Genomic DNA, 13,575 nt, shown 5'->3' with positions numbered 1-13,575 from the left:
AAGGTCTGCCGTGTTCGTCCCCTTCTACGACGCCAACCGCCTGCGTCATATCCGCTTCCAGTATGTGACGGTGGGGCTGATCGCGGCCAACGCGCTGGTCTATCTGTTCGCCAAGGCGAGCGGCGAGACCGGGGCGTTCCTGTCGGCCTTCGAGATCTCCTACGGCTTCATCCCGGCGGTGGTGAACGGCTATGCCGAGCTGCCGCCGGCCTATGTGGCGGTGCCGGGCTGGCTGAACTTCCTGACCTATTCCTTCCTGCATCTCGACATCTGGCATATCGGCGGCAACATGCTGTTCCTCTGGGTGTTCGGCGACAATGTCGAGGACGCCTTCGGCCATGTGAAGTTCCTCGTCTTCTATCTCGCCTGCGCGGCGGCGGGGGCGGGGCTGCATGCGCTGATGTTTCCCGGCTCGGAGGCGACGCTGATCGGCGCGTCCGGGGCGGTGTCGGGCGTCGCGGCGGCCTATCTGATGCTGCATCCCAGGGTCTGGGTCTGGGTGCTGGCCTTCGGGCGCATTCCGCTGAACCTGCCGGCCTGGCTGCTGCTGATCGTGTGGATCGGCCTGCAGTTCGTGCTGTTCGCGTCGGGCGCCGAGGACGTGTCCTATGCCGCCCATGCCGGCGGCATCCTGGCCGGGGCGGCGCTGACGCTGGTCCTGCGCCGGCGCGGCGTGGTGCTGTTCGACCGGCAGATCCAGACGCCGCGGGCGGTGGAGCTGGAGCCAGGCGACACCGGGCGATCGTGACCCGGCACTTGCAAGATCGGCGCGGGAACCGCACAAGGCCGCTACGAGACCGCGAAATTTTGACCATTACGTAAAAGTCAGATATCGCTCGCGGCCAATCGGCTCCGGTCGTCTGCGCGGATATCGCGAGGGCGGCGCCGGGCCGGGCAGGACATGAGGCTTTCGGGCGCTCGGCGCCCAAAAAGGGAGAGACACGACCGATGAAGGTTCTCGTCGCAGTCAAGCGCGTCGTCGACTACAACGTGAAGATCCGGGTCAAGCCGGACGGCACGGGCGTCGACCTCGCCAACGTCAAGATGAGCATGAACCCCTTCGACGAGATCGCCGTCGAGGAGGCGATCCGCCTGAAGGAAGCCGGCACGGTGACGGAGATCGTCGCGGTGTCCGTCGGCCCGCAGCAGGCGCAGGAGACGATCCGCACGGCGCTGGCCATGGGCGCCGACCGCGGCATCCTGGTCAAGACCGACCAGCCGACCGAGCCGCTGGCCGTCGCCAAGATCCTCAAGGGCGTCGTCGAGGCCGAGAGCCCGGACCTCGTCATCCTCGGCAAGCAGGCGATCGACGACGACTGCAACCAGACCGGCCAGATGCTGGCGGCGCTGCTCGGCTGGAGCCAGGGCACCTTCGCCAACAAGATCGAGCTGACCGACGGCAAGGCGACGGTGACCCGCGAGGTCGATGGCGGCCTGCAGACCGTGGCGCTCAAGATGCCGGCGATCGTGACCACCGATCTGCGTCTCAACGAGCCGCGCTACGCCTCGCTGCCGAACATCATGAAGGCCAAGAAGAAGCCGCTCGAGGAGAAGTCGCCGGACGATTTCGGCGTCGACATCACGCCGCGGCTGGAAATCCTGAAGACCGCCGAGCCGGGCAAGCGCGAGGCCGGCATCAAGGTCGAGAGCGTCGACGTGCTGGTCGACAAGCTGAAGAACGAAGCCGGCGTGCTCTGAGCACGCGCCTTGAAGGATTGGATGCCGGCCGGCCGCGCGCGTGACGCGCAGGCGACCGCCGGATGCCAGGGAGACCCGCGATCATGACCACGCTTCTCATCGCCGAACACGACAACCAGACCCTGTCCGAGCAGACCGCCAAGGCGCTGACCGCCGCCGCCCAGATGGGCGGTGACGTGCATGTGCTCGTCGCCGGCTCGGGCTCGACCGCCGTCGCCGAGGCCGCCGGCCAGCTCGAAGGCGTCGCCAAGGTGCTGCATGCCGATGCCGAGGCCTATGCCCACGGCCTTGCCGAGCCTCTGGCCGACCTCGTCGTCAGGCTCGCCGCGGGCTACGACGCCATCGTCGCGCCGGCCACCACCGCCGGCAAGAACGTCGCGCCGCGCATCGCCGCGCTGCTCGACGTGATGCAGATCTCCGACGTCGTCGTCGTCGAGGGCGCCGACACCTTCCAGCGGCCGATCTATGCCGGCAACGCCATCCAGACGGTGAAGTCGACCGACGCCAAGAAGGTGATCACCGTGCGCACCTCGGGCTTCCAGGCCGCCGGCACCGGCGGTTCGGCAACTGTCGAGGCGGTGGACGCGGCCGGCGATCCGGGCCTGTCGACCTTTGTCGAGGAAAAGCTCGCCCACAGCGAGCGGCCGGAGCTGACCAGCGCCAAGATCATCCTGTCGGGCGGCCGCGCGCTGGGCTCCAAGGAGAAGTTCGACGAGGTGCTCTTGCCCGTCGCCGACAAGCTGGGCGCGGCGATCGGTGCCTCGCGTGCGGCGGTCGATGCCGGCTACGCCCCGAACGACTGGCAGGTCGGCCAGACCGGCAAGGTCGTGGCGCCCGATCTCTACATCGCCGTCGGCATCTCCGGCGCCATCCAGCACCTGGCCGGCATGAAGGATTCCAAGATCATCGTCGCCATCAACAAGGACGAGGAGGCGCCGATCTTCCAGGTCGCCGATTACGGCCTCGTCGGCGATCTGTTCCAGATCCTGCCCGAGCTGAAGGACAAGCTCTGAGCGTCCGGCGCGCGGCTTTGACGAAGCCGCGCGCCGCCGCTAGGTTCGCGACGCAACATCGAAGGTGAGCGAAGGCGCGATGGCGGACAGTATCAAGCACGTTGGCATCGTCGGCGCGGGGCAGATGGGCTCCGGCATCGCCCATGTCTCGGCCCTCGCCGGCTACGGCGTGACGCTCTACGACATCGCCGAGGACCGCACGAGCGCCGGCCGCGACAAGATCGCCGCCACCCTCGACCGCCAGCTCGCATCGCAGAAGATCACCCAGGCCGACCGCGACGCGGCGATGGCGCGGATCGTCACCACCACCGACACGGCGGCGCTCGGCACGGCCGATCTCGTCATCGAGGCGGCGACCGAGGACGAGACGGTCAAGCGCAAGATCTACCGCGAGATCTGCCCGCATCTGGCGCCCGGCGCGATTCTGGCCACCAACACCTCGTCGATCTCCATCACCCGGCTCGCCTCGGCCACCGACCGGCCCGAGCGGTTCATGGGCATCCACTTCATGAACCCGGTGCCGGTGATGAAGCTGGTCGAGCTGGTGCGCGGCATCGCCACCGAGGACGCGACCTTCGAATCGGCGCGCCACTACGTCACCGCCCTCGACAAGACGATCAGCGTCTCGGAGGATTTCCCGGCCTTCATCGTCAACCGCATCCTCCTGCCGATGATCAACGAGGCGATCTACGTCCTCTACGAGGGCGTCGGCTCGGTCGAATCCATCGACACCGCCATGAAGCTGGGCGCCAACCACCCGATGGGCCCGCTGCAGCTCGCCGATTTCATCGGCCTCGATACCTGCCTGTCGATCATGCAGGTGCTGCATGACGGGCTGGCGGATTCCAAATACCGGCCCTGTCCGCTACTGGTGAAATATGTCGAGGCCGGCTGGCTTGGCCGCAAGGCCGGCCGCGGCTTCTACGACTATCGCGGCGAGACGCCGGTCCCGACGCGGTAGCATCTTCCGTTTCGGCAGTACGCCGTAAGCGGTGTCTGGCTCTCGAACACTCACCATCGCGATAGCGTGACCGTTCCCAAAGGATCAAGGTCTGCACGTTCCGCAGGCCTGCATATCGGATCGCCCGAGTCTTTCAGCGCACGCAAAAGCGCTGTCTCGATCATTATAAGGTCCGTGCCATCTCCCGTTGCGGCCAGAATCCTCCGCGTGGAAGCCCTTGCCATCATTGCAATAGGAGCAGTCCGCTTTGTGGATGCGACCGCGATCCCTCGTCCAGTTCTCATAGACATAGTAGCTTTGCATAAGGGGCTCCATCGGGCTGCAAGCAAAGGCCATAATAGAGTTAAAAGGCGTTCGAACTCTAGTTAAAGACATGAGCGAATTTCTCGATGTGCTGCTTGGCTAGGCGCATATGGTCCCTCCGCTCTCGAATGCCCGGACAGACGCCGATCGCTCGCCTTTACCGCGTCGATCAGGCGGATGGCGTTGGCCCGGCCCATTCGGCCGGGCCGTTTCCGCGCGCCGGGCGCTCACCGCTCAGCTGACCTGTCCGTGTTCGGCGAGGAAGTCGAGCAGGGCGCGGGCGCGGGCGGGGAGGCTGGCGGACTGGCCGATGAAGACGGCGTGAAACGCCTCCTCGTCGCCCGGATTGGCGTCCTCCAGGAGCGGCACCAGCCGGCCTTCGGCGATGTCGGCGCGGATGGTGAAGGCTGCCAGCCGTGCCGGTCCGACGCCGGCGAGCGCCAGGCGCCGCAGGCCTTCGCCGTCATTGATCTGGACGCGGCCGAGCGTTGGCAGGGCGACGTCCTCGCCAGCGCCGCTCCTGAGCGGCCAGCCCTTCATCGCCCGCGCATAGCCGAAGCCCAGCCGTTCGTGCGCTTCCAGCTCCGCGATCGTGCGCGGCAGGCCGTGGCGGGCCACCCAGCCGGGCGCGGCGACGATCATCATGCGCGTCTGGCCGAGCTTGCGCGCCATCAGGTTGGAACTCGGCATGGGGCCGGCGCGGATGGCGATGTCGGTGCGCTCGGCGACGAGGTCGACGACCTGATCGGTCTGCACGATGTCGAGGCCGATCTCGGGATAGCGGGCGAGGAAATCCGGCAGGATCGGCGCCAGGACATGGCTGATATAGGAGGCGCTGGAATTGAGCCGCACGCGGCCGGCGGGCCGTTCGCCGGCACCGGCCGCCCGTTCGGCGTCGGAGAGATCGGCGAGGATCGCCACGGCCCGCTCGTAGAAGCCCTGGCCCTCCGGCGTCAGCTGGAAACGCCGGGTGGTGCGATGGACGAGCCGCGTGCCAAGCCGCGCTTCCAGGCGCGCGACGAGCTTGGAGACCGCCGAGGCCGACATGCCGGAGACCCGTGCCGCCGCCGAGAAGCCGCCGCGCTCGACCACCGTGGCGAACACCTCCATCTCGGCAAATCGATTGGCGTCGGGTCGCGGCATTTGTGACGTGAAGTCCTGAATGTTGTTCCTGGCGGCAGTCTACTTCATCAAAGCACAAGCTGTCATCTGACGGCCCTGTTCATCATCAGGGATTTCGTCATGCCTCTTGCTCTCTACGCGTTGACCGCCGGTGCCTTCGGCATCGGGGTCACCGAATTCGTCATCATGGGCCTGCTGCTCGATGTCGGCGCCGATCTCGGCGTCTCGACCAGTGCCGCCGGCTTCCTGATCTCCGGCTATGCCATCGGCGTCGTCGTCGGCGCGCCGCTCCTGACCATCCTGACCAGCCGCTGGCCGCGCAAGACCGTGCTCCTGGCGCTGATGGCGATCTTCATCGCCGGCAATGTCGCCTGTGCGCTGGCGCCCAGCTATGGCCTGCTCATGGCCGCGCGGGTGCTGACCGCCTTCGCCCACGGCACCTTCTTCGGCGTCGGCTCGGTTGTCGCCACGAAGCTGGTGCCCGCCGACAAGCGCGCCTCGGCCATCGCGCTGATGTTCACCGGCCTGACCGTCGCCAACATCCTCGGCGTGCCGCTGGGCACCTGGCTCGGGCAGGCGGCCGGCTGGCGCGCCACCTTCTGGGCCGTCGCGATCGTCGGCATTCTCGCCGCGGCCGTCATCGCCTGGGCCGTGCCCCGGGACGGCAAGCCGGAGGCCGCCGACGACTGGCGCGCCGACCTCAAGGCGCTCGGCCGTCGCCCCGTGCTGCTCGGTCTTCTGACGACGGTGCTCGGCTATGCCGGCGTCTTCGCGGTCTTCACCTATATCGCGCCGCTCCTGACCGGCATCACCGGCTTCGGCGAGGCGGCGATCTCGCCGATCCTGCTGCTGTTCGGCGGCGGACTGGTGGCCGGCAATTTGCTCGGCGGTCGTCTGGCCGACAAGGCACTGGTGCCCGCGATGATCGGCAGCCTCGTCGTGCTCTTCGTGGTGCTCGTTCTCATGGGGCCGGCGCTGCAGGGGACCGTGTCCGCGCTCGTCGCCGTGACGCTTCTGGGGGCGGCGGCCTTCGCCACCGTGCCGCCGCTGCAGATGTGGGTGCTCTCCAAGGCGGACGGCGCCGGCGAAAGCCTCGCCTCGTCCTTCAACATCGCCGCCTTCAATCTCGGCAATGCCGTGGGCGCCTTTGCCGGTGGCCTGGTGATCGATTCCGGTCCGGGCCTCGGCTACGTGACCTGGACCGCGGCTTTGTTCCCGCTGGCGGCCCTGGCGGTGGCACTCACCGCCGTCCGGCTGGACCGGGCGGCCCCGGAGCGGCAGCCGGCGCAGATGGGCTATGCCGGCTGAGGCACTGGCCGATGATTGCCGGGAGGGACGTCGGGCCGATCAGGCCGACGTCCCGCTCGCCTTCACCGCCTCGATGAGGCGGACGGCGTCGGGGCTGGCCCATTCGGCCGGACCGTTGATCGCGGCGCGGGCGCAGCCGTCGGGGCCGACGACGAGGGAGATCGGCAGGCCGAAGGCGACGCCGGCGCGCTTCAGATCGTTGAACACGCCCATGGTCTCGTCGCGATAGAAGGGCAGGGCGGTCAGATCGGTCTCGGCGTAGAAAGTCTTCGGCTTCTCGATGTCGCCCATGTCGACATTGATCGGCACCACGGCGAAGTCGTCGCCGCCTTCCTGGCGCTCCAGCTCGTCCAGCGCCGGCATTTCCTGGCGGCACGGCACGCACCAGGTGGCCCACAGATTGACCAGCAGCGTCCTGCCGGAGAAGTCGGCGAGGGTGACGGGCTGGCCGTCGCCGTCCGAAAAGGCGATGGCCGAGACGTCGAAGGGCGTTTCCAGCGCCTGCACCGCGGCGACCTCGCCGCGCGCCTCGGCGTCCACCGCCGCGGTGATCGCCGCATCGGCCGGACAGGCGCTGGCGGTTTCGTTGCCAGACCCGCTCTCGCTCACGTATAGGACGACACCACCCGCCGCGATGCCGCAGACCAGCGCGACCGCGGCGATGAGACCGAGCCGCCGCCCGTTCGAAGTCGATCGTTTTGCTTCGGACATGTCGTCAAGAGCCCTTTCGAGTGTCCATGAGCCAGAATCCCGACAACGTCCCCGGTGCCGCCAACGCGATGTGGGGCGGACGCTTCGCCTCGGGTCCCGACGCGATCATGGAAGAAATCAACGCGTCGATCGATTTCGATCGCCGGCTTTATGAAGAGGATATCGCCGGTTCGAAAGCCCATGCCGCCATGCTGGCGCAACAGGGCATCATCACGGCGGATGACGCAGAGAGTATCATTGCGGGTCTGGAGGAGATCCGCGGCGAGATACAGGCCGGCCGGTTCAATTTCTCGCGAGAGCGCGAGGACATTCACATGAACATTGAGGCGCGGCTGGCCGAACTGATCGGCCCCGCCGCCGGCCGCCTGCACACGGCGCGCTCGCGCAACGACCAGGTGGCGCTGGATTTCCGGCTGCACGTCAAGACCGCGTTCCTGTCCCTCGACCGGGCGCTCACCGGCTTCATCGAGGCGCTGCTCGCCAAGGCCGAGGAACACGCCGACACGGTGATGCCGGGCTTCACCCATCTGCAGGTCGCCCAGCCGGTGACCTTCGGCCATCACTGCCTCGCCTATGTGGAGATGGCGGCCCGCGACCTGTCGCGTTGCCGCGATGCGGTGAACCGGCTGGACGAATGCCCGCTGGGCGCCGCCGCTCTGGCCGGCACCGGCTTCGACATCGACCGCCACATGACGGCCAAGGCTCTCGGTTTTCGCGAGCCGACCCGCAATTCGCTGGATTCGGTGTCCGACCGCGATTTCGCGCTGGAATTCCTGTCGGTGGCGGCGATCTGCGGCACGCATCTGTCGCGGCTGGCCGAGGAGATCGTCATCTGGTCGACGCCGCAATTCGGCTTCGTGCGCCTGTCCGACGCCTTCTCCACCGGCTCGTCGATCATGCCGCAGAAGAAGAACCCGGACGCCGCCGAGCTGGTGCGCGCCAAGCCGGGCCGCATCAACGGCGCGCTGATCTCGCTGCTGACCGTGATGAAGGGCCTGCCGCTCAGCTATTCGAAGGACATGCAGGAAGACAAGGAACAGGTCTTCGACGCCATCGATTCGCTGGCTCTGGCGCTGGCGGCGGCCACCGGCATGGTGCGCGACATGACCATCCAGACCGAGGCGATGCGCCAGGCCGCCGGCCACGGCTTCTCCACCGCGACGGATTTGGCCGACTGGCTGGTGCGCGAGCTCGGCATGCCGTTCCGCGAGGCCCATCACGTCACCGGCCGGGCAGTCGCCCTCGCTGAAGCGCGCGGCGTCGGGCTGGAGGAACTGCCGCTTGACAGCCTGCGGGAGCTGGATGCGCGGATCGGCGAGGCGGTGTTCTCGGTGCTCGGCGTCGATGCGTCGGTCAACAGCCGCACCAGCTTCGGCGGTACGGCGCCGGCCAATGTGCGGGCGCAGGTCGCCTATTGGCGCGAGCGGATGGCAAGCGACGCGCGATGACAATCGCGGCGGTGGTGATTTTCCGCCGGGAAATCGCTATGACCGCTGACGGGGAAGCTGACGCCGGGACGCGGCGAGGGGTGACGAGACATGACCATTCGATCGAGCCGGACCTATCTGCCGCTGCTGCTCGTCGCCGCAACGGCGATGCTGGCGGGCTGCGGCATCAAGAACAATCCGGTGGCGCCGTCCTCCGGGCAGACCGGGGCATCGGCCGGCGCCGACGCGGTCGCCGCCAACAACGCCAGCAGCGGCTTCGGCACGGCGGGCTCGGCGGCGGGCGCCGTGCGCGTCTCGCGCATCCAGGACGACACCGCCATCGGACCGGCCGAGGTGAGCCGCAACAAGGGCGCCACCAGCGGCGGCTTCATCCTCGATCCGCTGCTGAACTGAGCCGTTTCCGCCCCTCTTCCGAGTGCCGTCTGACCTGCCATGAACCATTTCGAAATCCGCGACGGCGTCCTGCATGCCGAGGACGTCTCCGTCGAAACGATCGCCCATGACGTGGGCACGCCCTTCTATTGCTATTCGACCGCGACGCTGACGCGCCACTACACGGTGTTCGCCGACGCCTTCGCCGATATCGACGCGCTGGTCTGCTACGCCATGAAGGCGAATTCCAACCAGGCGGTGCTGAAGACGCTGGCCGCGCTCGGTGCCGGCGCCGACGTGGTGTCGGGCGGCGAATTGCTGCGGGCGCTGCGGGCCGGCATCCCGGCCGAGAAGATCATGTTCTCCGGCGTCGGCAAGAGCGTGCCGGAGATCGACCTGGCGCTCGCCTCGGGCATCTTCTGCTTCAACATCGAATCGGAGCCGGAGCTCGAGATGATCTCCGCCCGGGCCGTCGCGGCCGGACGCACGGCGCATGTCTCGTTCCGCATCAATCCCGACGTCGACGCGCGCACCCACGCCAAGATCTCCACCGGCAAGAAGTCCGACAAGTTCGGCATCGCCTATGAGCGGGCCGAGGCCGTCTACGACCGGGCCCGCGCCCTGCCGGGCATCGCGGTGTCGGGCATCGACATGCATATCGGCAGCCAGATCGTCGAGCTGGAGCCCTTCGACCAGGCCTTCGAGCGGCTGGCGGGCCTGGTGCGGCGGCTGCGCGGCGCCGGCCACGACATCGCCCATGTCGATCTCGGCGGCGGCCTCGGCGTGCCCTACAGCCGCACCAACACCCCGCCGCCGGCCCCGCCGGCCTATGCCGAGATCGTCAAGCGCCATGTCCGCGACCTCGACTGCAAGGTGGTGTTCGAGCCGGGCCGGCTGATCGCCGCCAATGCCGGCATCCTGGTCACCCGGGTGGTCTATGTGAAGGAAGCCGAGGGCAAGACCTTCGTCATCGTCGACGCCGGCATGAACGACCTGATCCGCCCGACCCTCTACGATGCCTGGCACGACATCCATCCGGTGCTCGACGACCCGGACGCGCCGCGCCTCGTCGCCGACGTGGTCGGCCCGGTCTGCGAGAGCGGCGACTATTTCGCCCGCGCCCGCGACATTCCGGCGGTGAAGGCCGGCGACCTCGTCTACCTGTCGTCGGCCGGTGCCTACGGGGCGGTGCAGTCGGGCACCTACAATTCCCGGCCGCTGATCGCCGAGGTGCTGGTCAAGGGCGACGCCTTCCACGCCATCCGGCCGCGCCAGACCATCGACGAGATGATCGCGCTGGACCGTCTGCCCCCCTGGCTGGGCGGCGACGACTGAGGCCATTGGCCGCTTCACAGCTGCGTCACTCGCCTCGTCTTCGCCGTAAAAACTGTTACGCTCGCTGAAACTTGCGACGAACGAGGCTGGCCCCATGGCGCGACACGAGCGGCAGAGCGACTGGACCGCGTCCGGGCGTGTCGCGGCGACGCGGCGCATGGCCTGGGCGGCGCTCCTGATCGAGCGCGCCTGGCCGCTGGTGCTGGGGCTCGCCTGCCTCGTTGCGGTGTTCCTGATCCTCGCCTGGTTCGGCCTGTTCGCCGCGCTGCCCTTCCTCGCCCGCGTCGCGGTAATCGCGATTCTTGCCGGGCTCGGCCTTGCGGCACTGTGGCGCAACCGCGGCCTGCGGCTGCCGACAGCTGCCGCAGTGGATGCCCGCATCGAGGGGGCGAGCCGGCTGGACCACCAGCCGCTGCAGGCGCAGGACCAGCGCGCCGTCGGCGCCGACCCGTTTGCCGCTGCTCTCTGGCGCGCCCATCAGCGCCGCATGGCCGAGCGGCTGCGCGATCTCAGCGGCGGGGCGCCCGCCACCCGCACCGAACGGATCGACCCCTATGGCCTGCGCGCGCTGGTGGCGCTGCTGCTGGTCACTGCCTTCGCCTTTTCCTTCGGACCCGGCGGCGGCCGCGTCGTCGATGCGCTGGCGCCGGACGCCGCCGACGTTGTCGCCTCGGCGCGGGTCGACACTTGGGTCACGCCGCCGGCCTATACCGGCCGCGCGCCGATCTTCCTGACCGATGTTGGCGCCTCGGAGGCGCCCGTCACCGTGCCCGAGGGCAGCGAGCTGGAGGTGCGGATTTCCGACGGCTCCAACGCCGAACTGAGCTTCACGCCGGCCGGCGCCGAGCCGATCGCCATCGCGCCGGTCACGGATGACGAGGGCGAGGTTACCGACCCTGCTGCGACCGGCGATGCCGAGACCGAGGCCGACGCCCCTGCCGGTCCGCGCGAATATGCCTATGCGCTCGACATGCCGGGCGAGGCGGCGCTGACCACCACCTTCACCACCCTCGGCCGCTGGCGCTTCGACGTGACGCCGGATCTCGACCCGGAGATCGCCTTCGAGGGCGAGCCGGGCGTCGCGCGCAACGGCGCGCTGCAGCTCACCTACAAGGTCACCGACGATTACGGCGTGCGGCAGGCCAATGCCGCGATCGCCGTCACCGACGACATCGTGCCGGACGATGCGCGGCCGCTGATCGCGCCGCCGGAGATCCGGCTGGCGTTGCCGCGCCGCACCAAGGGCACGGCCGAGGGCCGCACCAGCGCCGACCTGACCGAAAGCCCCTATGCCGGGGCCGAGGTGGCGATGACCCTCGTCGCGGTGGACGATGCCGGGCAGGAGGGCCGCTCCGAGGCGCTGACCCTGACGCTGCCCGAGCGGCGCTTCTCCAACCCGCTGGCCCGCGCCGTGGTCGAGCAACGGCGCGTCCTGGCGCTGGACGCCGACAGCACGGCCCGCGTCGTCCAGATGCTCGACGCGGTGACCCTGCGCGGCGACGAATTCATCGAGAGCCCGGCGACCTATCTGGCGCTGAAGGCCGTGCGCACCCGCATCGCCACCGCCTATGACGACGCCGCGCTGGTCTCGGCGGTGGACTTCATGTGGGAGATCGCGCTGGGCATTGAGGACGGCAATCTGTCGCTCGCCGAACGGCGTCTGCGCGATGCCCGCGAGCAGCTCTCCGAGGCGCTGGAGAACGGCGCGTCGGACGCCGAGATCGACCAGCTGATGCAGGAACTGCGCGAGGCGATGCAGGAATACATGCAGGCGCTGGCCGAGGCGATGCGCAACCAGCCGCCGATGAACCAGGACCAGATGCAGGCCGGCGACATGCAGGAGCTGCGGCCGCAGGATCTGCAGCGGATGATGGACCGCATCGAGGATCTGGCGAAGTCCGGCTCCAAGGAAGCGGCCCAGCAGCTTCTCTCGGAACTGCAGCAGATGATGGACAATCTGCAGGCCATGCGCCCCGGCCAGCCGCAGAATGGCGAACAGAACGCCATGCAGCAGCAGATGAACAAGATGGGCGAATTGCTCCAGCGCCAGCAGCAGCTGATGGACGAGACCTTTGACCTCGGCCGCCGCCAGATCGAGCGCGAGCAGCAGCAGGGCCAACAGGGCGAACAGGGGCAGCAAGGCCAGCAGGGCGAACAGGGCGAGCCGCTGACGGCCGAACAGCTGCGCGAGATGATGAAGCAGCTGCAGGAGCAGCAGGGCCAGCTTCAGGAAGAGCTGCAGGCGCTGCAGGAGCAGATGCAGGGCATGGGCATGGAGCCATCGGAAGGCTTCGGCGAGGCCGGCGAGGCGATGGGCAAGGCCGAGGGCGCGCTGGGCGAAGGCGAGGACGGCGAGGCGGTGGGCCAGCAGGGCCGCGCCATGGAAGCCATGCGCCGCGGCGCCCAGGACATGATGCAGCAGATGCAGGAAGCCATGCAGCAGGGGCAGGGCCAGCCCGGCATGCAGGGACAGGGCGGCCAGATGGGGCAGGGCTTCAACGGCGCCCAGCAGCGCTCCGGCCGCGATCCGCTGGGCCGCCAGCGCCAGACCCAGGGCCCCGATTTCGGACAGGATGTCGGTGTGCCGGACGAGATCGACACCGAGCGGGCCCGCGAGATCCTCGACGCGATCCGCAACCGGCTCGGCGACGCGCTGTCGCCGCAGATGGAGCGCGACTATCTGGAGCGCTTGCTCGAGACGCCCTGAAGCGGACCGGCCGTCGGGCGACATCGCCGCTGCGACGCCTCAGCGTCGCGGCGGTATTCTTCATCGAATGTCAGGCAGTCGAGGCCGGCTGTATTCGCGGCGGCGTCAGGCGCAGCGGCGGATATGCGGTGCGGTGGGGGCGTCGGCGGTGTCGCCCTTTTGTGCTGCGCGTTCGGCCAGGATGCGGGCGACCTCGCGGCGCAGTTCGGCGATCGAGAACGGCTTTTCCACGACGCCCTCGATGATCGCGGTCAGATCCTCGGCCGCTTCCATCTGCTCGGCATAGCCGGTCATCAAAAGCACCGGCAGATGCGGCCAGGAGGCGGCGATCTCGTGGGCGAGCTCGATGCCGGTGAGGCAGGGCATGCGGATGTCGGACAGGACGAAATCGAAGGCGCCGTCCCGTTCGACCAGGACGTCCAGCGCCATTTCGCCGTCTTCGGCGACGGTCACCTCGTGACCTTCCAGCCCGAGCGCCCGCGAAACCAGGAGGCGAACGCCGGCGTCGTCTTCCGCGATCAGAATCCTCGCCAAGAGGGGCCTCCCATCGTCTGCCTACGCAACACCAAATTGCGCTTCTAAGGCACAATCCTTGCG

12 protein-coding genes are annotated in these 13,575 nt (G+C 68.5%); 9 read left to right on the top strand and 3 right to left on the bottom strand.

The genetic code is table 11. The annotated features are described in order from the left end of the window. Positions 1–10: 10 nt before the first annotated feature. The 4 genes from N7I30_RS03470 (at position 11) to N7I30_RS03455 (ending at position 3,672) form a co-directional block, all read left to right on the top strand. Positions 11–748 carry a rhomboid family intramembrane serine protease gene (locus N7I30_RS03470; RefSeq protein WP_187391418.1) on the top strand — a complete coding sequence of 246 codons (738 nt, stop codon included), beginning with the start codon at positions 11–13 and terminating at the stop codon, positions 746–748. A gap of 200 nt (positions 749–948) precedes the next feature. Then, entirely contained in the window at positions 949–1,698 is a 750-nt protein-coding gene (locus N7I30_RS03465; RefSeq protein WP_277028217.1) for an electron transfer flavoprotein subunit beta/FixA family protein, read from the top strand. 83 nt (positions 1,699–1,781) lie between these two features. Next, positions 1,782–2,711 (top strand): electron transfer flavoprotein subunit alpha/FixB family protein, encoded by a 930-nt coding sequence (locus N7I30_RS03460; protein ID WP_498636710.1) that lies wholly within the window; start codon positions 1,782–1,784, stop codon positions 2,709–2,711. Positions 2,712–2,790: 79 nt separating this feature from the next. Beyond that, positions 2,791–3,672 (top strand): 3-hydroxybutyryl-CoA dehydrogenase, encoded by an 882-nt coding sequence (locus tag N7I30_RS03455; protein ID WP_277023897.1) that lies wholly within the window; start codon positions 2,791–2,793, stop codon positions 3,670–3,672. Between the two features lie 537 nt (positions 3,673–4,209). Here the strand turns inward: N7I30_RS03455 and N7I30_RS03450 are convergent. After that, positions 4,210–5,118, bottom strand: coding sequence for a LysR family transcriptional regulator (locus N7I30_RS03450; RefSeq protein WP_498636708.1), 909 nt, complete (start codon positions 5,116–5,118; stop codon positions 4,210–4,212). Between the two features lie 99 nt (positions 5,119–5,217). Between N7I30_RS03450 and N7I30_RS03445 the strand changes: the two genes are divergently transcribed. Continuing rightward, positions 5,218–6,405: an MFS transporter gene (locus N7I30_RS03445; RefSeq protein ID WP_498636706.1), complete on the top strand. Its 1,188-nt coding sequence runs from the start codon at positions 5,218–5,220 to the stop codon at positions 6,403–6,405. 39 nt (positions 6,406–6,444) lie between these two features. Here the strand turns inward: N7I30_RS03445 and tlpA are convergent, their stop codons facing one another. After that, positions 6,445–7,116 carry a thiol:disulfide interchange protein TlpA gene (tlpA, locus tag N7I30_RS03440; protein ID WP_498636704.1) on the bottom strand — a complete coding sequence of 224 codons (672 nt, stop codon included), beginning with the start codon at positions 7,114–7,116 and terminating at the stop codon, positions 6,445–6,447. 26 nt (positions 7,117–7,142) lie between these two features. Between tlpA and argH the strand changes: the two genes are divergently transcribed. The 4 genes from argH (at position 7,143) to N7I30_RS03420 (ending at position 12,978) form a co-directional block, all read left to right on the top strand. Further along, positions 7,143–8,564, top strand: coding sequence for an argininosuccinate lyase (gene argH, locus N7I30_RS03435; RefSeq protein WP_498636702.1), 1,422 nt, complete (start codon positions 7,143–7,145; stop codon positions 8,562–8,564). Between the two features lie 90 nt (positions 8,565–8,654). Next, complete coding sequence (locus N7I30_RS03430; protein ID WP_498636700.1) at positions 8,655–8,957, top strand: hypothetical protein; 303 nt, start codon at positions 8,655–8,657, stop codon at positions 8,955–8,957. A gap of 39 nt (positions 8,958–8,996) precedes the next feature. Next, positions 8,997–10,271, top strand: coding sequence for a diaminopimelate decarboxylase (lysA, locus tag N7I30_RS03425; RefSeq protein ID WP_188075938.1), 1,275 nt, complete (start codon positions 8,997–8,999; stop codon positions 10,269–10,271). A 94-nt stretch (positions 10,272–10,365) separates the two neighbouring features. Beyond that, on the top strand, positions 10,366–12,978 hold the full coding sequence (locus tag N7I30_RS03420) for a TIGR02302 family protein (protein WP_498636698.1): 2,613 nt from the start codon (positions 10,366–10,368) through the stop codon (positions 12,976–12,978). A 105-nt stretch (positions 12,979–13,083) separates the two neighbouring features. Here N7I30_RS03420 and N7I30_RS03415 read toward each other — a convergent pair whose 3' ends face one another. Next, positions 13,084–13,512, bottom strand: coding sequence for a response regulator (locus tag N7I30_RS03415; protein WP_277023877.1), 429 nt, complete (start codon positions 13,510–13,512; stop codon positions 13,084–13,086). Positions 13,513–13,575: the final 63 nt, after the last annotated feature.

The sequence above is a fragment of the Aurantimonas litoralis genome, assembly GCF_026153195.1.
Lineage (GTDB): Bacteria > Pseudomonadota > Alphaproteobacteria > Rhizobiales > Rhizobiaceae > Aurantimonas > Aurantimonas coralicida.
The sequence above is the reverse complement of the archived record's forward strand: the minus strand, read 5'-3'. Positions and strand labels throughout refer to the sequence as shown.

Bases quoted from the DNA above. Each gene is read 5' to 3' on its own strand.
- N7I30_RS03460 (WP_498636710.1), top strand. From the start codon at position 1,782: ATGACCACGCTTCTCATCGCCGAACACGACAACCAGACCCTGTCCGAG.
- N7I30_RS03450 (WP_498636708.1), bottom strand. From the start codon at position 5,118: ATGCCGCGACCCGACGCCAATCGATTTGCCGAGATGGAGGTGTTCGCC.
- argH (WP_498636702.1), top strand. From the start codon at position 7,143: ATGAGCCAGAATCCCGACAACGTCCCCGGTGCCGCCAACGCGATGTGG.
- N7I30_RS03455 (WP_277023897.1), top strand. From the start codon at position 2,791: ATGGCGGACAGTATCAAGCACGTTGGCATCGTCGGCGCGGGGCAGATG.
- tlpA (WP_498636704.1), bottom strand. From the start codon at position 7,116: ATGTCCGAAGCAAAACGATCGACTTCGAACGGGCGGCGGCTCGGTCTC.
- N7I30_RS03465 (WP_277028217.1), top strand. From the start codon at position 949: ATGAAGGTTCTCGTCGCAGTCAAGCGCGTCGTCGACTACAACGTGAAG.
- N7I30_RS03420 (WP_498636698.1), top strand. From the start codon at position 10,366: ATGGCGCGACACGAGCGGCAGAGCGACTGGACCGCGTCCGGGCGTGTC.
- lysA (WP_188075938.1), top strand. From the start codon at position 8,997: ATGAACCATTTCGAAATCCGCGACGGCGTCCTGCATGCCGAGGACGTC.
- N7I30_RS03430 (WP_498636700.1), top strand. From the start codon at position 8,655: ATGACCATTCGATCGAGCCGGACCTATCTGCCGCTGCTGCTCGTCGCC.
- N7I30_RS03445 (WP_498636706.1), top strand. From the start codon at position 5,218: ATGCCTCTTGCTCTCTACGCGTTGACCGCCGGTGCCTTCGGCATCGGG.